General features: G+C 68.6%; 20 protein-coding genes and 1 rRNA gene. 10 read left to right on the forward strand and 11 right to left on the reverse strand.

Features of this window, described 5'->3' with window-relative positions; all coding sequences use genetic code 11:
• Positions 1-92: 92 nt before the first annotated feature.
• The 5 genes from ACFYY8_RS38675 to ACFYY8_RS38695 all read right to left on the reverse strand — a co-directional run bounded on the left by ACFYY8_RS38675 (position 93) and on the right by ACFYY8_RS38695 (position 4859).
• Positions 93-1385: an HD domain-containing phosphohydrolase gene (locus ACFYY8_RS38675; RefSeq protein ID WP_352015093.1), complete on the reverse strand. Its 1293-nt coding sequence runs from the start codon at positions 1383-1385 to the stop codon at positions 93-95.
• Positions 1382-2689 carry an HD-GYP domain-containing protein gene (locus tag ACFYY8_RS38680; RefSeq protein ID WP_352015092.1) on the reverse strand — a complete coding sequence of 436 codons (1308 nt, stop codon included), beginning with the start codon at positions 2687-2689 and terminating at the stop codon, positions 1382-1384. Before ACFYY8_RS38680 ends, ACFYY8_RS38675 begins: the two co-directional genes overlap by 4 nt.
• A gap of 265 nt (positions 2690-2954) precedes the next feature.
• Positions 2955-3899 (reverse strand): NAD-dependent epimerase/dehydratase family protein, encoded by a 945-nt coding sequence (locus tag ACFYY8_RS38685; protein ID WP_390049941.1) that lies wholly within the window; start codon positions 3897-3899, stop codon positions 2955-2957.
• A 53-nt stretch (positions 3900-3952) separates the two neighbouring features.
• Positions 3953-4219, reverse strand: coding sequence for a mycothiol system anti-sigma-R factor (rsrA, locus tag ACFYY8_RS38690; RefSeq protein ID WP_352015090.1), 267 nt, complete (start codon positions 4217-4219; stop codon positions 3953-3955).
• Between the two features lie 34 nt (positions 4220-4253).
• On the reverse strand, positions 4254-4859 hold the full coding sequence (locus tag ACFYY8_RS38695) for a sigma-70 family RNA polymerase sigma factor (RefSeq protein WP_184720417.1): 606 nt from the start codon (positions 4857-4859) through the stop codon (positions 4254-4256).
• Between the two features lie 280 nt (positions 4860-5139).
• Between ACFYY8_RS38695 and ACFYY8_RS38700 the strand changes: the two genes are divergently transcribed.
• Complete coding sequence (locus ACFYY8_RS38700) at positions 5140-5877, forward strand: class I SAM-dependent methyltransferase (RefSeq protein ID WP_390049943.1); 738 nt, start codon at positions 5140-5142, stop codon at positions 5875-5877.
• Positions 5878-5884: 7 nt separating this feature from the next.
• Here ACFYY8_RS38700 and ACFYY8_RS38705 read toward each other — a convergent pair whose 3' ends face one another.
• Positions 5885-6217: a TraR/DksA family transcriptional regulator gene (locus ACFYY8_RS38705; protein ID WP_390049945.1), complete on the reverse strand. Its 333-nt coding sequence runs from the start codon at positions 6215-6217 to the stop codon at positions 5885-5887.
• A gap of 191 nt (positions 6218-6408) precedes the next feature.
• Positions 6409-7170 carry an SOS response-associated peptidase gene (locus ACFYY8_RS38710; RefSeq protein ID WP_390049947.1) on the reverse strand — a complete coding sequence of 254 codons (762 nt, stop codon included), beginning with the start codon at positions 7168-7170 and terminating at the stop codon, positions 6409-6411.
• Between the two features lie 60 nt (positions 7171-7230).
• On the opposite strand from ACFYY8_RS38710, the gene aroA reads away from it, so the two are divergent.
• On the forward strand, positions 7231-8508 hold the full coding sequence (gene aroA / locus ACFYY8_RS38715) for a 3-phosphoshikimate 1-carboxyvinyltransferase (protein WP_390049949.1): 1278 nt from the start codon (positions 7231-7233) through the stop codon (positions 8506-8508).
• A gap of 49 nt (positions 8509-8557) precedes the next feature.
• On the forward strand, positions 8558-9565 hold the full coding sequence (gene rsgA, locus ACFYY8_RS38720; RefSeq protein ID WP_390049976.1) for a ribosome small subunit-dependent GTPase A: 1008 nt from the start codon (positions 8558-8560) through the stop codon (positions 9563-9565).
• 11 nt (positions 9566-9576) lie between these two features.
• On the opposite strand, the gene ACFYY8_RS38725 is transcribed toward rsgA, so the two are convergent.
• Complete coding sequence (locus ACFYY8_RS38725) at positions 9577-10020, reverse strand: DUF4442 domain-containing protein (RefSeq protein ID WP_390049951.1); 444 nt, start codon at positions 10018-10020, stop codon at positions 9577-9579.
• A 121-nt stretch (positions 10021-10141) separates the two neighbouring features.
• Here ACFYY8_RS38725 and hisN point away from each other — a divergent pair, with 121 nt between their 5' ends.
• The 6 genes from hisN (at position 10142) to ACFYY8_RS38755 (ending at position 15867) form a co-directional block, all read left to right on the forward strand.
• Positions 10142-10945, forward strand: coding sequence for a histidinol-phosphatase (hisN, locus tag ACFYY8_RS38730; RefSeq protein WP_390049953.1), 804 nt, complete (start codon positions 10142-10144; stop codon positions 10943-10945).
• Positions 10946-11337: 392 nt separating this feature from the next.
• The gene (pstS, locus tag ACFYY8_RS38735; protein WP_390049955.1) at positions 11338-12456 is read left to right on the forward strand and encodes a phosphate ABC transporter substrate-binding protein PstS; all 1119 of its coding nucleotides are present in this window, start codon (positions 11338-11340) and stop codon (positions 12454-12456) included.
• A 4-nt stretch (positions 12457-12460) separates the two neighbouring features.
• On the forward strand, positions 12461-13441 hold the full coding sequence (pstC, locus tag ACFYY8_RS38740) for a phosphate ABC transporter permease subunit PstC (protein ID WP_352015082.1): 981 nt from the start codon (positions 12461-12463) through the stop codon (positions 13439-13441).
• Positions 13438-14328, forward strand: a complete 891-nt coding sequence (pstA, locus tag ACFYY8_RS38745; protein WP_390049960.1) for a phosphate ABC transporter permease PstA — start codon at positions 13438-13440, stop codon at positions 14326-14328. Before pstC ends, pstA begins: the two co-directional genes overlap by 4 nt.
• An 18-nt stretch (positions 14329-14346) precedes the next feature.
• Positions 14347-15123: a phosphate ABC transporter ATP-binding protein PstB gene (gene pstB / locus ACFYY8_RS38750; RefSeq protein WP_390049962.1), complete on the forward strand. Its 777-nt coding sequence runs from the start codon at positions 14347-14349 to the stop codon at positions 15121-15123.
• A 24-nt stretch (positions 15124-15147) separates the two neighbouring features.
• Positions 15148-15867 (forward strand): response regulator transcription factor, encoded by a 720-nt coding sequence (locus ACFYY8_RS38755; RefSeq protein WP_390049965.1) that lies wholly within the window; start codon positions 15148-15150, stop codon positions 15865-15867.
• Here ACFYY8_RS38755 and ACFYY8_RS38760 read toward each other — a convergent pair.
• A complete protein-coding gene (locus ACFYY8_RS38760) occupies positions 15840-16655 on the reverse strand; it encodes a serine hydrolase (RefSeq protein WP_390049967.1) in 816 nt (271 codons plus the stop codon). The two genes, ACFYY8_RS38755 and ACFYY8_RS38760, sit on opposite strands and share 28 nt — an antisense overlap.
• Before the next feature lie 350 nt (positions 16656-17005).
• A complete protein-coding gene (locus tag ACFYY8_RS38765; RefSeq protein WP_390049969.1) occupies positions 17006-17893 on the reverse strand; it encodes a phenylalanine 4-monooxygenase in 888 nt (295 codons plus the stop codon).
• A 120-nt stretch (positions 17894-18013) separates the two neighbouring features.
• Here ACFYY8_RS38765 and ACFYY8_RS38770 point away from each other — a divergent pair, with 120 nt between their 5' ends.
• The gene (locus ACFYY8_RS38770; RefSeq protein ID WP_352015076.1) at positions 18014-18481 is read left to right on the forward strand and encodes an Lrp/AsnC family transcriptional regulator; all 468 of its coding nucleotides are present in this window, start codon (positions 18014-18016) and stop codon (positions 18479-18481) included.
• Between the two features lie 935 nt (positions 18482-19416).
• Here ACFYY8_RS38770 and rrf read toward each other — a convergent pair.
• Positions 19417-19497: ribosomal RNA gene (rrf, locus tag ACFYY8_RS38775) — 5S ribosomal RNA — on the reverse strand; the annotation flags it as partial.

Genomic DNA, 19497 nt, shown 5'->3' on the forward strand with positions numbered 1-19497 from the left:
ACCGGCTTCCTCGCTCGACCCTTCGTCTGAGCCACCGATCACGGCAACGCGATCTGTAGGAAACCCACAACAGTGCGAGGAAACCGTACGGCTCAAAGTCTGTTGAGGCAGGCTAGTCTGCCGACGACACGGGTCATGGCCTCGACGACCTCGGGGTCGTACTCCTCTCCCGCACCGAGATGGAGCCGTTCGAGCGCGGCCCCGGCCCGGTCGCGGTCGACGGAACCGCCGACCAGGTCGTCGTAGGCGTTGGCCGCCTTGATGACACGGCTGGCCACCGGCGGGTTCTCCGCGCAGCCGTCGCACTGACGCCGGACGATCTCGGCGACGCGGTCGAGCACCCCGGTCTGGCGGATCACCTCCGCCCCGAGTTCGGCGATGCGCCTGGCCTGCTCGGGCTCGGTGAGGACCGTGGCTCCGCCGGGGATCGGGTCGCGCAGGGACAACTGCCCGATGTCGTGCATGAGCGCGGCGTACTCCAGGTCGAGCAGCTCGGGCTCGGCCATGCCCAGCTCACGGCCGGTCGCCACGGCCAGGCGGCTGACCCGGTGGGAGTGCCCCGGCTCGACGTAACCGCCGACCTCGGTCACCCGTGCCAGCGCCCTGACCGTCTGCAGGTAGGTCGCCCTGATCCCGGCGTACTTACGGAAGGCCACCTGGGTGACCAGCAGGGGCGCGGCGAAGACCAGCAACGCGGCCATGTCCATGCTGTGCGAGGCCAGCGCGAGCAGGATGCCAGAGGCCGCGACCGCCGCCCACAGCGGAGCCGCCATCCGCAGCTCGTCCTGTACGGCGACGCCGAAGGCCGCCCGCACCTGCTCGGCCCGCAGTACGGCGGCCAACAGCACGTCGACCAGCACCATCACCAGGACGAGCAGGCCCATCACCCCGAGGGCGGGCCACCAGCCCCCCTCCGGACGTTTGGCCAGTTCGAACAGCGGACCGGCCAGCGGCCGGTAGGCCAGGGCGAGCAGGGCGCCGGTGAACAGCCTGCGCGCCATGGCGTCCGGGCTCGGCGGCCTGCCGACCGCCAGGTGCGGCAGCGCACCGGCGATCATGCCGACCGTCAGTACCGCGATGACCTGCAGGGCCGTGTGCCGGGCCGGGACGCCTCCCAGGTCCAGCAGCAGCGTGTAGCCCAGGGCGGCGGCGGCGCCGATCGGCGCGACCTCCCTGTTGCCCGGCATCGTGAGCCTGGCCAGCTCACCCGCCGCGATCAGCGCGCCGAACCCGACGGCGACGCTGGGAGCGGTCAGGCCGGTCGCGGCCGTGTGCGCGACCCCGGCGACCGCCAGCAGGCCGGCCGCGCAGATCAGCAGGAGCTGACCGGAGTCGAGCCGCCGGAACGTCCTGGTGGCCAGGGTTGTCGTGGTGGTGCTGCTCACCGTTCGGGCACCACCTGGATGGGCATCGTCGGATCGTCGTGGTCCTTGGCGGTCGTCTCCGCCGTGTCCTCGGGGGGAGCGACGACCTTGCGCGGCGCCTCCCAGCCGTGACGGTCGACGGCCTTGGTGAAGGCGACGACCATCTCCGGGTCGAACTGGGTGCCCGCTCCCTTGCGCAGCTCGGCCATGGCCACCTCCACGGGACGGGCGCCCCGGTAGGAGCGGTCGGAGGTCATCGAGTCGAAGGCGTCGGCGACCGCGATGATCCGGGCGAACTCCGGTATCTCCTCCCCGGCCAGACCCATCGGGTACCCCTTTCCGTCCTGCCGCTCATGGTGGTGCATGATCCCGGCGAACGCCTCGTCGAGGAAGTCGATGCCTCGCACGATCTCCAGTCCGCGCATCGGGTGCAACTGGATGGCGGCGTACTCCTCCTCGGTGAGCGGCCCGTCCTTCTGCAGCACCTTGGTCGGCACACCCAGTTTGCCCACGTCGTGCAGCATCCCGGCGTAGCGAATCGCCCGCAACCTCTCCGAGCCCATGCCGATCTCCTGGGCGATCATCCCGGAGGCCAGCGAGACCCGGGTGCAGTGGCCTCGGGTGTAGTAATCCTTGGTCTCCACCGCCTGACACAGCGCGGCGATCGTGGCGTCGTAGGAGCGTTGCTGGGCGAGGTACTGGCCGAAGGCCCAGCGGGCGACGAAGAGCGGCAGCAACACGAGCACCGCGGAGATCGAGTTGACCGTGGCCCACAGCCCGGCGATCAGCAGTCCGAAGGTGGCGTAACCCAGGTAGGAGACCATGAACTGGGCCAGTCCCCGCAGCGGAGGCACCTGGTCGGCCTGCCCGGTGACGACCAGGACGATCGCGATGAGGACGAAGTTGAGCGGCACGAAGACAGCCGCGGCCCCGGCGAACGGCACGATCAGGTCGTCGAACCCGGCGATGTCCGGCAGCCTGGCCCTGCCGCCGAGCCATTCGTAGGCACAGCCCGCGGCGTAACCGCAGATGGCGAACTGGGCGCCGTTGAACAGGCGCTTGACCAGCGGCAGCCCGGGACGCACGCTGAAGACGGCCGTCATGCCGACCAGTGCGGCACCCTGCGGCCCGACGAGCACCACGGCTGCGAGCGCGGCCGAGAAGCTGACCGAGACCGCCGCCTGCTTGACGTTGAGCAGGGTCGGCACCGACTCACACACCAGGAACAGCAGGGCCAGCACCAGGAGGTTCGACCAGTCGAGCCACTCCAGACGATCGCTTCCCGCCACGCTGTATCCGAGCAGCGCGCACGCCACTCCGATCACAGCGACCAAATAGACCTTGGCAAACCACGGCAGTCCACGCAAAGCGGCCACCCTTGGGGTCCTACGCGCGCGTGCTCAGGTCCAGGAGATCCCCAGTCGGATGGGGGTGACCGTTTCCTTCAACATGCGCTGCCTCCATGTCGATTTCCCACTCAGGCTACAGAAGCCGAACAGGCCAAGACCGGCAGACGTGGAATCGCAAGCAAAGCGTAACCAATCCATCACCCCACGCCATCACGGACCATCCCGTACGGCTCACACCCGGTTACGGCGTCGCACTCCTGGCCCTGGCCCAGTCGACGGTGACCTTCAGCCCCGCGGCCAGGTCCGTTCCCGGCCGCCAGCCGAGGCCCTCGAACGCCGGGGTGGGATCGACCGCCATCGCCGGCAGGTCGCCGAGCCTGGCCGGCGCGCTGTCCGGCGCGTCAGGGGCGCCCGCCGCGGCGGCGGCCAGGGAGTGCAGCGCCCGGTCCGTCGTCTCGACGCCCGTGCCCAGGTTGAACCTGCGGCCGTCGCCCGCCTGCCCGCAGGCCCGCGCGAAGCCGTCCACCACGTCGTCGACGAACACGTAGTCACGGGTCTGGGTGCCGTCGCCGTACACGACCGTGGGGGTGCCGTTGAGCAGGGCGTCGGTGAAGATGGCCACCACCCCCGCCTCCCCCTGCGGAGACTGGCGCGGGCCGTAGACGTTGGCGAGCACGAGCGTGGTGTACTCGATGCCGTACAGCGCCCTGAAGGTCGCCAGGTAGGTCTCCGCGCTGAGCTTGGACGCCGCGTACGGCGAGCGCGGGTCGGTGGCCGCGTCCCCGGGCACCGGGATGACGGCGGGCCTGCCGTACACGGCGACGGAGGAGGCGAAGACGACCTTCCTGGTGCCGCCGCGGTGGGCGGCGGTCAGCACCGAGGCGGTCCCCTCGACGTTCAGCCTGGCGTCGTGGACGGGGTCGGCCACGCTCTTGCGCACACTGATCTGCGCGGCCAGGTGACAGATCACCTCGGGCCTGACCTCGGCGGCCAGGCCGATCAGGGCCGGGTCGCGGATGTCCATCTCGTGCAGGGCGAAGCGCGGGCTCTCGGCCGCGGCGGCGAGGTTGCCCCGGTCTCCACCGGAGAGGTCGTCGACCGCGGTGACCTCGTGGCCGTCGGCCAGCAGCCGGTCGACCAGGGTGGAACCGATGAACCCGGCCCCACCGGTGACGAGTATCCGCATGCCCAACCCCCAGGTCTCTCGTGTGGCACAGCCGTACGAGAGATCCTAAGAGGTCAGCCCGTCAGTTCGGAGCGGACCTGCTCGATCCGGCCGAGCACCTTGGCGCGCAGGTCCTCGGAGGCCTTGTCGCAGCCGCAGTGCTTGGCGATCAGCTGCTTGACGACCTGTTCGAGGCCGTACTCCTCCAGGCAGGGACCACACTCGTCCAGGTGCACGCGGATGTCCGCGCAGTTGCCCTCGTCCAGCTCGCCGTCGAGGTAGGTGTAGACCTTCTCCAGGACGTCCCGGCAGTCGGTGGCGTGGGGCTTTCCACAGCTCATGCGATCACCTCGCCACAGAAGTCGCCGTGCTCGCTCACTTCGCACCCTCCGCGGGGACCAGACCACGCTCACGGGCGTAGTCCTCGAGTTGCGTCCGCAGCTGACGCCTGCCGCGGTGCAGCCTCGACATCACGGTCCCGATGGGCGTGCCCATGATGTCGGCGATTTCCTTGTAGGGGAAGCCCTCCACGTCGGCGAGGTAGACCGCGATGCGGAACTCCTCGGGCAGGGCGGCGAGCGCCTGCTTGACGTCACTGTCGGGGAGGTGTTCGAGCGCCTCGATCTCCGCCGACTTCAGGCCGCCGGAGGTGTGCGACTCGGCCCTGGCGAGCTGCCAGTCCTCGATCTCCTCGGCGCCCGACTGCTTGGGCTCCCGCTGCTTCTTGCGGTAGCTGTTGATGAAGGTGTTGGTCAGGATGCGGTACAGCCAGGCCTTGAGGTTCGTGCCTTCCTGGAACTGGTGGAAGGACGCGAAGGCCTTGGCGAAGGTCTCCTGGAGGAGGTCTTCGGCATCCGCCGGGTTCCGGGTCATCCGAAGGGCCGCGGAGTAAAGCTGGTCGAGATAGGGCATGACATCCCGTTCGAACCGCGCGCTCCGCTGCTCCAGAGTCTCCTCGTCTGTCGCAGGGACCGGACCCACCCCCTTAGTATCGCCGGAGTCCTGCTGACGCGGGACGCCGTACTGAGCGGAGAATACCCGCTCATCAGGGAATGACCGATCACCGGGGCGGACGACGGGTTCGATCAAGGCGAGCATTGGCTGGCCAACCTCCCGAAAGGATCTGTGTTGTCCGCTGCAACACCCCCGCCCGGCCATCTGTTCCCACAAGATAGAAGGTGACGAACACCCCGGTGTGGGGAAAACCATACGTACCGGTAGGTACTGGAGACCACCGGAAACCAGACGCCAGGAGCCGCTTGTGCTGCCCATCCCGGCCGAAGAGCTGAACGGCTCAGGAACGCTCGGGCCGTACTGGACCTTTTACCGAGCCGTCGCCGCCGAGCAACTGAGCCGCTGGCTGCCGGAGAGCCCCTCGACCGTCCTCGACCTGTCGGGAGGCAGGGGCCGCTGGTCCGCCCAGGCCGCCAGAGCCGGGCACCGGGTGCTGGAGGTCGTCGACTTCCGCAGGACCGTCGAGGGACAGGCGCTGCACGACGCCTCGAAGGTCCGCCAGGTCCGTGCCGACGACCTGCGCTTCCTGCCCGACGAGAGCATGGACGCCGTACTCGCCGAGGAACGCGCGATGTCGGTCGAGCTCATGGCCGAGTCCGCGATGGACGACGTCGCCAGGGTGCTGCGCCCCGGCGGGCGGGCGCTGGTCTGCGTCGACTCCCTGGTGCTGGGGATGGCGATCCTCGCCGAGCAGAACTACTGGGCCCACCTGCGCCAGACGGACGAGGTCATGCTCGTGCCCTGGCCGGACGGCAGCATCACCCGCTGCTTCAGCAGCGGCCAGCTCCGCGAGCTGCTCACCGGCGCGGGGCTGGAGGTCGAGTGGATACGGCCTCGCACGGTGCTGTCCCCCTCAACCGTCGACCACGTCCTGGCCTCCGACTCCAGGGCACTCACCTGGCTGGTCAACACCGAGCTTGAGGCGCACCCGGACGACGACGACACCGTCGGCATCCACCTGGTGGCCAGCGCCAGGCGGGTGTGAGGGGCGTTCAGCGGCGGCGTTCGCGCCGCGACTGACACTGGACGCAGCGCGCGGCCTCGGGACGCGCCTCAAGCCTGCCCTCCGGTACGGCCTGACCGCAGTCGGCGCAACGGCCGTAGACCCCCTCGTCCAGACGTCTGAGCGCGTCGGCGACCGCGCGGCGCTGCACGGTCGCCGCCTCCAGCATGGCCAGGGTCCGGTCGGCGTCCGTCAGGACGGACCCGGCGTCCGCGAGGGACCGTTCCCATCCGGCCAGCGGGTCCCCTCGCAGAACCCCGATGGACCGGTCGAGCTCGGCGAGCATGCTCTCCAGGCGCATGCGCGCGGTCGCGGCGTCCACGAATCCGCACCTCCGCAGGGTGGGGGCGGCCTGTGAAGGGATTTCCCCGACTTCTCCCGTCAGGCGGCAAGACGATGAGGTCTGTGGGCGAACACCCCACCGATGGCGCCGCGAGGCATCGCTCCCTCAGCGGATGCCCGCTACGGAGGGTTTCCACACCGTTTACCGAGAGGTTTCCTTTCCCGGCTGTTTCAGAACAGCGCCTGACCGTCTCCTTGGTCCTCGGGGAGCGGCTCCACGAGTTCGGGACCGTTGTTGCGCACCGAGTTCACCGCGCTCGAGACGGGATAGGCCGTCAGCCCCGCGGAGGCGGCGGGCACCAGGAACTCCTCCGCTTCGGGGACGCCGGGGTCGAGCCACTGCGCCCAGCGGTCCCGCTCGATCAGCATCGGCATCCGCTCGTGGATGGCGCCCAGCTCGTCACGGGCCGTGGTGGTGACGACCGCGCAGGTCGTCAGCCAGGCGAGCGGATCGTCCTCGGCCCTGCCCTTGTCGCGCCAGAACTCGTAGATCCCCGCCATCGCCATGACGTCGCCGTCGGCGGGATGGATGAAATAGGGCTGTTTCCTCGGCCTCTTGGCCGTCCCGCCCTCCTCGAGCACCGCCCACTCGTAGTAGCCGTCCGCGGGCAGCAGGCACCTGCGCTGGGCGAACGCCCTGCGGAAGGACGGCTTCTCCGCGATCGTCTCCACCCGCGCGTTGATCATCTTCGAGCCGATCGACGGGTCCTTCGCCCAGGCCGGGACCAGTCCCCATTTGACGATCCGCAGCTGCCGCACCGCCCGGTCGCCCGGGCCCTCCTTGGGCACGCGGCTGAGGACCGCGTAGACCGGCTTGGTCGGCGCGACGTTGTAGTCCGGCCCCAGGTCCTCCTCCGCGGCGCCGTCCAGTTCGACCTCGAACTCCTCGAGCAGCTCCTGCTTCGGTCGCGTGGACGCGTATCTCCCGCACATAACCCCCACCTTGCCACGCCTTCGAAGGCTCGGGCTCCTCATCCCGGTAGGCTTTTGCCCATGTCCGCTCCGCTGTGGCCCGCGCCTACCGCGACCTCTCCCGTCCACGCGACCGTCTCCCTTCCCGGGTCGAAGTCCGTGACCAACCGCGCGCTGCTGCTCGCCACGCTGGCAGAGGGCCCCGGCACCGTACGGCGGGCACTGCGCAGCCGTGACTCCGACCTCATGGCCCAGGCCCTGCGGGCGCTCGGCGCCACGATGACCCCGTCCGGCGAGAGCGCCTCAAGCTCCGACTGGGCCGTCACCCCCGGTCCTGTCGTCGGCGGGGCGCACATCGAGGTGGGGCTGGCGGGCACGGTGATGCGGTTCGTGCCGCCGGTGGCCGCGCTGGCCGACGGTGAGGTCTCCTTCGACGGCGACCCGCACGCGCGCAAACGTCCCATGGGGGTGATCCTGGACGCGCTGCGCGCCCTCGGCGCCCAGGTGCGCGGCGACGCGCTGCCGTTCACCGTTCGCGGCCCGCTGTCCGGCGGCGAGGTCACACTCGACGCCTCCGGCTCCTCGCAGTTCCTCTCCGGCCTGCTGCTGACCGGTGCCCGCTTCGACAAGGGCGTCACCGTACGGCACCAGGGCCCGCCCATCCCCTCGCAGCCGCACATCCTGATGACCGTCTCGATGCTGCGCGAGTACGGCGTCCGGGTCGACGACTCCGAGCCCGACGTCTGGCGGGTCGAGCCCGGGCCGATCACGGCCAGGGACTTCACCGTCGAACCCGACCTGTCGAACGCGGCGCCGTTCCTCGCCGCCGCGATGATCACGGGTGGCTCGGTCACCGTGCCGGACTGGCCGACGAACACGACACAGCCGGGTGACCAGCTCAGAAGCCTGCTGGCGGACATGGGCGCCTCGGTCGAGCACACTCCGCTCGGCCTGACGGTCACCGGCACCGGGAGCGTCCACGGCATCGAGGCCGACCTGCGTGACGTGGCCGAGCTGACCCCGACGATCGCCGCACTGGCCGCACTGGCCGACTCGCCCAGTCGCATCGGCGGCGTCGCCCACATCCGGGGACACGAGACCGACCGCCTGGCCGCCCTGGTCGCGGAGATCAACGGGCTCGGCGGCGACGCGAACGAGACGGCGGACGGCCTGGAGATCAGGCCGCGTCCGCTCAGAGGCGGCGTCTTCCACTCCTACGCCGACCACAGGATGGCGACCGCGGGCGCGGTGATCGGCCTGGCGGTGTCCGGTGTCGAGGTCGAGGACATCGCGACCACCGGCAAGACCCTCCCCGAGTTCGCCTCCATGTGGGCGGACATGCTGCGGGAGACGCGTTGAGGACCAGGTTCTGGGCTCTTGGGGTCATGGACAGATCGAGGCGGCGAAACTGAGAAAGCGGGAGTACGACGAGGACGACGTCAGGATCCGGCCGGGGAAGGGCTCCCGGCCCCGGACGCGGATTCGTCCTGCGCACGAGAACGCGGTCGAGGGCTTCGTGATCGCGGTCGACCGAGGCCGATACACCTGCCTGGTCGAGCCGCCGAAGAAGGACAGCCGGATCGTCGTCGCCATGAAGGCCAGAGAGCTGGGCCGCAAGGGCATCGTGGTCGGTGACCGGGTCGCCCTGGTCGGGGACGTCTCCGGCGACTCCGACACGCTGGCCCGTGTCGTCCGCGTCGAACCCCGCAGCTCCATGCTCCGCCGCTCCGCGGACGACACCGACAACACCGACGGCATCGAGCGTCCCGTGGTCGCCAACGCCGACCAGCTCGTGATCGTGACGGCCCTGGCGGACCCGCCGCCCCGGCCCCGCATGATCGACCGGATGCTGGTCGCGGCGTTCGACGCCGACATCGAGCCGATGCTGTGCCTCACCAAGGCCGACCTGTCCTCACCGGAGGATCTGGTCTCCCTCTACGCCCCGCTGGGCGTGCCGTACGTGGTGCTGCACAAGGGCGGTCCTCTCGACGAGATCAGGCATCGCCTCCTCGACCGGGTCAGCGTGCTGGTCGGCCACTCGGGCGTGGGCAAGTCGACCCTGGTCAACGCCCTGGTCCCGGACGCCAACCGGGCCGTCTCCCACGTCAACGCGGTGACCGGCCGGGGCCGCCACACCTCGACCTCGGCCGTCGCCCTTGAGCTCCCCGAGGGCGGGTGGATCATCGACACACCCGGCGTGCGCAGCTTCGGGCTGGCCCACGTGTCCGTCGAGACCGTCCTGGCGGGCTTCCCCGACCTGGTCGAGGGCACCGTCGAGTGCCCGAAGGGCTGCAGTCACCTGGGCGAGGAGTGCGCTCTCGACGCCTGGGTCGAGGCGGGCCACGCCGACCCCGTCCGGCTCGTCTCGCTGCGCCGCCTGCTCGCCAGCCGCGAGGGCGCGGCCGACGACGACTGATCCCGTACGGCTCAGCGGTTGGGACGCAGGGTCCAGGTGACGGTCACCTCGCAGACCGGCGTGCCGTCGGCCGTGCTGACGGTGACCGCGACCTCGAACTCAGGGCGCTCCCCCGCGTCCAACCTGGCCACGACTTCCTCCCTGGAGGCAGAAAGGCGGGCCTCGGCGAGGACCTCGCCCATCGCCAGCTTCACGTAGCGGACCGCGGCGCCGACGGCCAGCGGGGTGGCCCGCGTCAGCTGGTCGCCGAAGGCCGACAGCATCGCGGCGCCGGAGGCGGACTCGGCGAGGGTGAACAGCGCCCCCGCGTGCGGGCCGCCCACATGGTTGCGCAGGTCGGGGCGGTCGGGCATCCGCGCGACCGCGATTCCGTGCCCGATCTTGTCGAAGGTGATGTCCAGCGTCCGTGCGAACGGAACGCTCTGCAGCATGAAGGCACCCACGTCGAACGTCATGACCGTATGCTACTCGCGGGTAACACCCGATGTTCCCGACTATTCGCGTGACGCGCCACAATCCCTCCGCATCTTCCTCCACCTCCTATAACCGACCGGCGACGCGATAGCGTGGCCCAACGTGACGGACTACAACGACGACCTACGCCTGGCACACGTCCTGGCCGACGCCGCCGACGACCTGACCATGCGCCGCTTCAAGGCCGTGGACCTGAAGGTCGAGACCAAGCCGGACCTCACACCGGTGAGCGACGCCGACCGGGCGGTCGAGGAGGTCATCCGCAACACACTCGGCCGGGCCCGCCCGCGTGACGCGGTGATCGGTGAGGAGTTCGGCAGCACCGGGACCGGCTCCCGTTCCTGGATCGTCGACCCGATCGACGGCACCAAGAACTACGTGCGGGGCGTCCCCATCTGGGCCACGCTCATCGCCCTGATGGACCAGGGGAGGGTCGTCGTCGGGCTGGTCTCCGCCCCCGCGCTCGGCCGGCGCTGGTGGGCCGCCCACGGCAGCGGCGCCTGGACGGGCAAGAGCCTCACCAAGGCCACCCGTTGCCAGGTCTCCTCGGTCTCCCGTCTCGACGACGCCTCCTTCTCCTACTCCAGCTTCGGCGGATGGGAGGAGGCGGGCAGACTCCCCGAGTTCCTCGACCTGAACAGGGCGGTCTGGCGCAGCCGCGCCTACGGCGACTTCTGGTCACACATGCTGGTCGCCGAGGGGGCGGTCGACCTGTCCGCCGAGCCGGAACTGTCCCCCTGGGACATCGCGGCGCTGACGGTGATCGTCGAGGAGGCCGGCGGCATCTGGACGAACCTGTCAGGAGTCCCCGGCCTGGACGGCGGCAGCCTGGTGTGCAGCAACGGCCTCCTGCACGCCGAGGTCCTCAAGCGCCTCGGCGGCGACTCGCTCACCCTGCCCGTGTGACGCTGCCTGCGGGGTTTCGGCCTCGCAGGCCAAGCCATTCGAAGAGACCGTTTCCAGGCCCCCGGTGAACCCACCCGGTACGGCCAGGCGCCCCGGCATTCGCTCGATGATCACCGGCCGTTCACCTGACGGTCCGTTCGATCGTTCACGACCTCCCGGGAACCGTTCAATCCGGTTAGGCCCCGTCTGGGCAGTTCAGCACCCCCATATCCTGGTGTCCGGCGGGTATGCCGCCGGCAACCGTACCCGGAGAGCGCTCCAAGTCCGGCCCAAGGGATCGCCACGACAGCGACCGGATGCATTCATTTTGCGTTCATCTTTCTACCGGTTTTGAGTCACCTTGCCTCCCTACTCTCCTGAACGTTGAAGGACTTAGTGGGAGGAACCCAACCGTGAAGTATGCAGGCCGGCTCGCCGCGGTCACCCTTGTTGGCGCGCTCTCGCTCGCTGCGTGCGGCACCGATAACAACGGCGGCTCCGCCAACGGCTCCACACCGGTCGCCGACGCCTCGTCGGCCGGATCGGGCTCCGGTGGCCTCAGCGGCACGATCAACGCCGCCGGCTCCTCGGCCCAGGCCAACGCCATCGACGAGTGGAAGAAGAACTTCCAGCAGGCGAACTCGGGGGTCAGCCTCAACTACCAGCCCAGCGGCTCCGGCGCCGGCATCCAGGCCTTCATCCAGGGCACGGTCTCGTTCGCGGGTTCCGACTCGGCCCTCAAGGACGAAAAGGGCGAGCCCGCCCAGGCCGACGCCCGTTGCAAGACCGGCAAGGCGATCAACCTTCCCATGGTGATCGGTCCCGTGGCCGTGGTCTACAACCTGCCCGGCGTGGACAACCTGCAGCTCTCGCCCAAGACCATCGGTGACATCTTCAACAGCAAGATCACCAAGTGGGACGACGAGGCGATCAAGAAGGACAACCCCGACGCCAAGCTCCCCTCGACGGCGATCCAGGCCTTCCACCGCTCGGAGGAGTCGGGCACCAGCGACAACTTCACCAAGTTCCTGTCCAAGACCGCCGACTGGCCGTACGAGCCCGCCAAGGCGTGGCCCGCCGAGGCCAAGGGCCAGGGCGCCAAGGGCTCCGACGGCATCGCGCAGGCGGTCAAGACCGGTGTCGGCGCGATCAGCTACGTCGAGCTCTCCTTCGCCGAGAACTCCGGCCTGTCCAAGGCCAAGGTCGCCAACGGCTCCGGCGAGTTCGTCGAGCTGACCCCGGAGAGCGCGGGCAAGACGGTCGAGGCCGCCGAGATCACCGGCCAGGGCAACGACCTGAAGCTGAGCATCGACTACGCGACCAAGGCCGCGGGCGCCTACCCGATCGTTCTGGTGACCTACGAGATCACCTGCGAGAAGGGCCTCCCCGAGGACCAGTCCAAGCTCGTCAAGGCCTTCCTGACCTACACCGCCAGTGACGAGGGCCAGCAGGCGCTGACCAACCTCGGCTACGCCCCGCTGCCGGCGACGCTGGTCGCCAAGGTCCGTACCGCCGTCGAGGCGATCTCCTAAGTTGATGGCCACGTCACTTCGTACTCGCGACGGCGGGCCGGCCACCGGCCGGCCCGCCTCGCGGCGCAGCCGAGGTGAGACCCCCTTCCGATACGCCTCGACGGGTGCCGGAATCCTCCTGCTGGCGATCATGGCGGCCATCGCCGTCTTCCTGATCGTCGAGGCGGTTCCCGCCCTCCAGGCCAACCAAGGAAGCTTCCTGGGGACCCTCACCTGGACGCCGAACAACACCGAGCCGTCCTTCGGTATCGCGGCCCTGGCGTTCGGCACCCTGCTCAGCTCGCTCCTCGCCCTGGTCATGGCCGTGCCCGTGGCCGTCGGGGTCGCGCTGTTCATCTCCCACTACGCTCCCCGCCGCCTGGCCGGCGTCCTGGGCTACGTCATCGACCTGCTCGCCGCCGTGCCCAGCGTCATCTACGGCCTGTGGGGCGTCATCTTCCTGGTCCCGCTCGTCCAGGGGCCCTACGAGTTCATCAACGAGTACCTCGGGTTCATCCCGCTGTTCGGCGGCGAATCGGTCGGCGGCCACTCGATCATGACCGCCTCGATCATCCTTGCGATCATGATTCTGCCGATCATCGCGGCGATCTCCCGTGAGGTTTTCCTCCAGGTACCGCGGATGCACGAGGAGGCGGCGCTGGCCCTCGGCGCGACCCGCTGGGAGGTCGTCAAGACCGCGGTGCTGCCCTTCGGACGACCCGGCGTCATCAGCGCCTCCATGCTCGGCCTCGGCCGCGCCATGGGCGAGACCATCGCCGTCGCCCTCATCTTCCCCGCGACGTTCGGCATCAACTTCCACATCCTCGCTCCCGAGGGCAACAGCATCGCCGCCAACATCGCCAACGGGTTCGCCGAGGCGGGTCCGGTCGGCCGTGGCGCGCTGATCGCCTCCGGTCTGGTGCTGTTCATCATCACGCTGCTGGTCAACACGGCGGCACGCCTGATCGTCGCCCGCCGCAAGGAGTTCTCCGGAGCAGCCGCATGACCGCGATCCAGCACGCGCCCGCGATCCGGCGCATCTCCGCAGGCAGACGCGCCAAGGACAAGATCGTCCAGGGGCTCGTCTACCTGTCGTTCGCCATCGCCGTCGTACCGCTGCTCTCCGTCCTCTGGCTGGTGCTCAGCAACGGCTTCGCCAGGCTCAACATGGAGTTCCTGACCCACTCGATGCGCAACGTCGGCGCCAGGGACGCGGGCGGCGGCGCCTACCACGCCATCATCGGCACCCTCGAGCAGGTCCTGCTGGCGTCGGTCATCTCGATCCCCATCGGCCTGCTCACCGCGGTCTACCTCGTCGAGTACGGCAGAGGCGGACGACTGAGCCGGGCGATCAGCTTCTTCGTCGATGTCATGACCGGCATCCCCTCCGTGGTCTCCGGCCTGTTCATCCTGGCCTTCTGGATCCTGGCCCTGGGGATGCCCTTCTCCGGTTTCGCGGGCGCCCTCGCCCTGTCGATCCTGATGATGCCGACCGTGGTGCGCTCCGCCGAGGAGATGCTCCTGCTCGTCCCCAACGACCTGCGCGAGGCCTCATACGCGCTGGGCGTGCCCAAGTGGCGGACGATCGTCAAGGTCGTCCTGCCGACCGCGTTCACCGGCATCGTGACCGGCGTCATGCTGGCCATCGCCCGTGTCGCGGGTGAGACGGCGCCGCTGCTGCTCACGGTCTTCTTCACCGACTCCATCAACACCGACCCCTTCAACGGGCCGCAGATGGGGTTGCCGCTCTATGTGTTCGACCAATCGGCCCGTCCCACCGACGTCGCCATTGACCGGGCGTGGGCCGGAGCGCTCACGCTCATTCTGATCGTCATGCTGCTCAACCTGGTGGCGCGCCTCATCGGCTGGTGGCGCTCGCCCGCCAGACGATAGGAAGGAGGAACGTCGCAGATGAGCCAGCAGATCCAGGTTTCAAGCCTCGACGCGTACTACGGAAAGCACAAGGCGATCGAGGACATCTCGATGACGATCGAGCCTCAGTCGATCACCGCCTTCATCGGCCCCTCCGGATGTGGCAAGTCCACCTTCCTGCGGACGCTGAACCGCATGCACGAGGTCATCCCCGGCGCCCGCGTCGACGGCAAGGTCCTGCTCGACGGTGAGGACCTCTACGCCCCCGACGTCGAGCCCGTCTCGGTGCGCCGCATGATCGGCATGGTCTTCCAGCGCCCCAACCCGTTCCCCACGATGTCGATCTACGAGAACGTGGCGGCCGGCCTCAAGCTCAACGGCGGATACGCCAAGTCCGAGATGGACGGCATCGTCGAGACCTCGCTGAAGGGATCGAACCTCTGGAACGAGGTCAAGGACCGTCTGAACAAGCCGGGAGCGGGCCTGTCCGGCGGTCAGCAGCAGCGCCTGTGCATCGCCAGGGCCATCGCGGTCAAGCCCGAGGTCCTGCTGATGGACGAGCCCTGCTCCGCCCTCGACCCGATCTCCACCCTGGCGATCGAGGACCTGATGTCCGAGCTGAAGAGCCGGTTCACGATCATCATCGTGACGCACAACATGCAGCAGGCCGCCCGGGTCAGCGACCGTACCGCGTTCTTCAACCTCGCAGGTCAGGGCCAGCCCGGCCGAGTGATCGAGATGGACGACACGTCCCGCATCTTCACCAACCCCAGCCAGAAAGCGACCGAGGACTACATCACCGGCCGCTTCGGATAAACCAACCCCATAAGGAGGACCCGGGTGATCCAGCCGCAGACGGCACCCGAGGTGAGCGGGGACACCCGGACAGCGCCCCTGCTGCTGGTGGCGGATCCGGAATCGGCTCTGGTCCAGGGTCTGGCCAACGCCCTCGAACGTGAGGGAATCGAGGTCATGGGCGTCGCCGACGGCGCCCAGGCCCTGTTGCAGGCCGGGGCGCTCCAACCCGACGTGGTACTCGTCAGCGCCTCACTGCCGGTCATCGGCGCGGTGGAGTTCATCCGCGCAGTACGGCTGACACGAGCGGTACCCGTTCTGCTGGGCGTGGGAGACAACCACGCCGAACAGGCCGTCCAGGCACTCTCGGTCGGCGCCACCGCCTGCGTGGCCCGGCCGTACCGCGTGCCTGAACTCCTTCCTCTGGTACAGGCCGCCTTCTCCGGAGAGTCTGGCATGCGCCGTACGCTTGTGGTGGGCAACGTGGAGCTCGACGTCAACGCCTACCAGGTCAAGGTCAGCGGGCGGACCGTCCATCTGCCGCTGCGGGAGTTCGAGCTGCTGCACTACCTGATGCGCAACGCGCATCGCACGGTGACCCGGGAGCAGATAATGCGCCACGTCTGGAACTCCACGGACACCACCTCGACCAACACCATCGCGGTGCACGTCAAGCGACTGCGGGCCCGTCTCGGCGACACCGACGACCAGCTGATCCAGACCGTCAGGGGCGTCGGTTACCGGCTGGTCGACAAGGCCGCCTGATCCTCGGCGCCGGTCGATGGACGACCGGCGCCGTTCGCGCACCCTCCGCCGCGGAAGGCCGCCAGCACACGCCTGGCCATACCCTCGGCCACCGCGATACCCGCGTCCTTACTCGGCCCGTCCTCGGTGAGTACGGCGACGGCGTAGTCATGACCGGGCTCCCGGATCAGGCCGACGCTGACGACGGCCCAGAGCCTGTTGGCCACATGGTGCAGCCAGCCGTTCTTCAACGCGACCCGGCCTCCGTCGCAGACCGCGGCGCTGATCCCCCACGCCTGCCTGGCGACCACCTTCCGCATCAGTCCGAGCACCTGTTCGCGGTCCCGTTCCGGCAGTAGGTCCCGGTGCCCGGCCAGGATTCTGACAAGCCTGACCTGGTCCTCCGCGACCGTCTGCGTGATGCCCCAGCAGTACAGCCCCGCGCACCGGCCCGGTGGGGCGTAGGTGGCGCCGAGCCCGAACCTCCGGTTCGCCCGCGCCAGGCCGTCCTGCAGCCCGATGCGCTCGTAGAGCCGGTCGGCCGCCGCGTTGTCGCTGAGGCGGATCATCCTCTCCGCGTCCCGCCTGGTCCGCGCGTCCAGCTCACGCCAGGGCGTGTCGAGCAGCAGCGCCATCAGGATGTCGACCTTCGAGACACTGGCGGTCGGCAGCCGCAGATCACCGTGGTAGACGTACGAACGACCGGTGCTGAGATCGCGCACCGCGGCGGCGACCCGGACACCACGCTCCGAGAGGAACCGGTCGAGCTTCCGGGTGAGCCTCGAGGCGACGACCTTCGGCGAGGCCACCGTCTCCTTCGGCTCCTCCCTCGGAGGTGCCGGTTCCTCCGTAGGAACGGGCGACCGCGACGTGGGAAAGGTCTTGGCGGACGTCACGCCCACGGGCGCGCATCCCCATGTCAGCCCGGTTGTCAGCACGGCGACCGTCACGGCGGCTCGGCGTGTCATCCTCGTCGTCAGATCGGGGTTTCCCCAGTCCATGATCGAGGTCTATCCCACGGGACGAGGGCGGAAGCCGGTGCGGGCAAACCCAGCCCGAAGAGTGGACAAGTCCTTGATCAGCGAGCGGGTCCGGCCTCCAGCCCTTCCATCCTCAGACGGCGGCCTCCGGTGAGGATCGCCCGCTGAGAGGTCGTCCCTCAGCGGGCGTCGGCGACCAGCCTGGCGATGGACTCGTCGTCACACGTGGCCCAGAATTCCCCGACCACGTCCTCAAGGTGGTCCAGAGAGTCAGCCCGGAAGAGAACATCCTGATATTTCGTGATGTCGTACTGGGTGGTGCCCATATGGGCGACGTCCAGCGGCCGGATGTCCATCCCGCGGAACTCCTCGATCTCCCCGTAGGAGGACAGGATGCCCGCGCCGTACGCACGTAGCTCACCCTGGTCGGTCATCACGCCGAACTCCAGGGTGAACCAGAAGACCTTCGAGATGAACTCCAGCGCCGCGTCACTCTCGACGCGACGCGCCGCGCCACCCGCCAGGCGGTACAGCCGCGCGTAACGGTCGGAGGCCAGCGAGTTGGCGTGTCCGATCACCTCGTGGATCACGTCAGGTTCCGGCGTGTAGAGCGGTGTCGAGTGGTGCCGAATGTACTGCGTCGAATGGAAGAACCCCTCGGCCAGCACACCGTAGAACTCACGCAGCGGCACCAACCCCGCGGCGGGGATGTAGCGGAAGCCGGTGAGCGGATACAGCAACTCGCTGACCTCCTGGAGCTGCGGAATCCTCTCGCGAGGCAGACCGAGCCTCTCTACGGCGTTCAGATACTCCGCCGTGGCGTACACGCGGTGCTTGATCGCCAGTTCACGGCTGACCAGCGCCCACACCTCGTGCTCCTGCAGGGTGTACTCGGCCGTCGGAATGGGTGTACCCGGCACGTAGTCGACCGCCAGCGCCGCGATGGCGTTGCGCCGAGCACGATAGACGGGGTCGGCGAACCCGGGGTGACTGGCGGCCAGCTCGACCTCCACCGTGCCGTCGTCACGGGTCGCCACCGGTGCGAAGTACTGTGCTTCTTCGAACATACATAAAATGACAGCAATCCCAAGAAACGTTGGCAAGAGCGAGCAGTTTTGCTACTCGATCCGCGCAAGATCGCATGGTCAGACCTATCTATGACTGGTCATATCGCCTAGTCTGATGCGGTGTCCATAGACGACCTTGACAGTCGCCTCCTGGTGACGATGCGAGCCAATCCCCGGATAGGCCTCACCGAGCTGGCCCGCCTGCTCGGTGTCGCCAGAGGCACGGTCCAGGCCCGCGTCGAGAAACTCATCAACCGCGGTGTGATCGCCGACTTCGGTCCAACCGTCACCCCCGAGGGAGTCGGCTACCCGATCCTGGCCTTCGTCTCCCTGCAGATCGCCCAGGGACGGCTGGCCGAGGCCGTAGAGGCCCTACGCCCCCTCCCAGAGATCCTTGAGGTGTACGGCACCAGCGGCCAGGCCGACCTGCTCTGCCGCGTCGTCGCGCGGAGCACTCCCGATCTCCAAGAGATCATCGCCCGGATTCTGGCCTCGCCGGCGGTGCAACGCACCGACACGACGATCGCCCTGTCCGTTCAGGTCCCCTACCGAATCGAGCCCCTGCTCCACACCGCACCGAACAACTGATCACCGGACCACTGCCTTTCACGAAGGCCATGGTCGCCCGGTTGTTGAGGCCGTCAGCCGAGGGTCACCCCTCCGACCACGCCCAACCCATGTTCCCCAAGACCTTGACTCCTCCCCCAGCCCCACGCCTGTGCGTCCCTTCGCAACGCCTTCAGGGAAGACACGGCTCGCCCCGACGCGATGCCGAGACATGCGGTCATCGAACACCGGCCACCAGATGAGCCCTCCCCCAGCCCTCACACCCTCGGCCCTTTTCCGGCCCCGGCCCCGGGTTTCACCGTCCACAGCCAGAGCGAACGGGACCGACCGGACCCGCCCCTGAACCCCCACCGGCAGACAACACCGCCCCCAAGTCCGCTTCCGAACTAGAAAAGGAAACAACGCCCACCCCGAAATAGAAAAAGGGACGACTCCCACCGTCCCGCAAACACCCACACCCCCTCCGGGGCCAGGCACAAACCAAAAAGGGGCGGCCCTCCGCCACCCCACACCCCAGACACCCCCACCTGGAACACAACCCCACCCACCGAAACACCCCTGGAAGACCGGATGGAGCCGGCCGGACGAGCGGTAACCGTCCTGTCCGGCGAGCTCCACGCCCTCCCTCCGCGCTCCTGAAACAAAAAGAGGGGGGCGGCTCCCGCCACCCCCAGACACCCCACCTGGAACACAACCCCACCACACCAAAAACCCCAAGGAACCCAGAACCAACCCCGCAGGAAACCCACAAAAAAAGGGGCGGCCCTCGCCACCCCCACCCAGGGAACAACCCCTGCGGAAACCCCACACACAAAAAACGGGGGCAGCCCCAGCCACCCCCACACACCCCTGCAAGCAAGAAAAAGAGGGGCCGCTCAAAACAACCCCCACCCACGCACCCCTACAAAACAAAAAAAGGGGGGGCCACCCAAAAGGATGACCCCCCCCCAAAGATTGTCCGGCGGCGACCTACTCTCCCACACCGTCCCCGGTGCAGTACCATCGGCGCTGAAGAGCTTAACTTCCGGGTTCGGAAT

Origin of the sequence: Streptosporangium sp. NPDC001559 (assembly GCF_042893955.1) — a bacterium.
Taxonomy (GTDB): domain Bacteria; phylum Actinomycetota; class Actinomycetes; order Streptosporangiales; family Streptosporangiaceae; genus Streptosporangium.

Bases quoted from the DNA above. Each gene is read 5' to 3' on its own strand.
- ACFYY8_RS38685 (WP_390049941.1), bottom strand. From the start codon at position 3,899: ATGCGGATACTCGTCACCGGTGGGGCCGGGTTCATCGGTTCCACCCTG.
- rsrA (WP_352015090.1), bottom strand. From the start codon at position 4,219: ATGAGCTGTGGAAAGCCCCACGCCACCGACTGCCGGGACGTCCTGGAG.
- ACFYY8_RS38710 (WP_390049947.1), bottom strand. From the start codon at position 7,170: ATGTGCGGGAGATACGCGTCCACGCGACCGAAGCAGGAGCTGCTCGAG.
- aroA (WP_390049949.1), top strand. From the start codon at position 7,231: ATGTCCGCTCCGCTGTGGCCCGCGCCTACCGCGACCTCTCCCGTCCAC.
- ACFYY8_RS38725 (WP_390049951.1), bottom strand. From the start codon at position 10,020: ATGACGTTCGACGTGGGTGCCTTCATGCTGCAGAGCGTTCCGTTCGCA.
- pstC (WP_352015082.1), top strand. From the start codon at position 12,461: ATGGCCACGTCACTTCGTACTCGCGACGGCGGGCCGGCCACCGGCCGG.
- pstA (WP_390049960.1), top strand. From the start codon at position 13,438: ATGACCGCGATCCAGCACGCGCCCGCGATCCGGCGCATCTCCGCAGGC.
- pstB (WP_390049962.1), top strand. From the start codon at position 14,347: ATGAGCCAGCAGATCCAGGTTTCAAGCCTCGACGCGTACTACGGAAAG.
- ACFYY8_RS38765 (WP_390049969.1), bottom strand. From the start codon at position 17,893: ATGTTCGAAGAAGCACAGTACTTCGCACCGGTGGCGACCCGTGACGAC.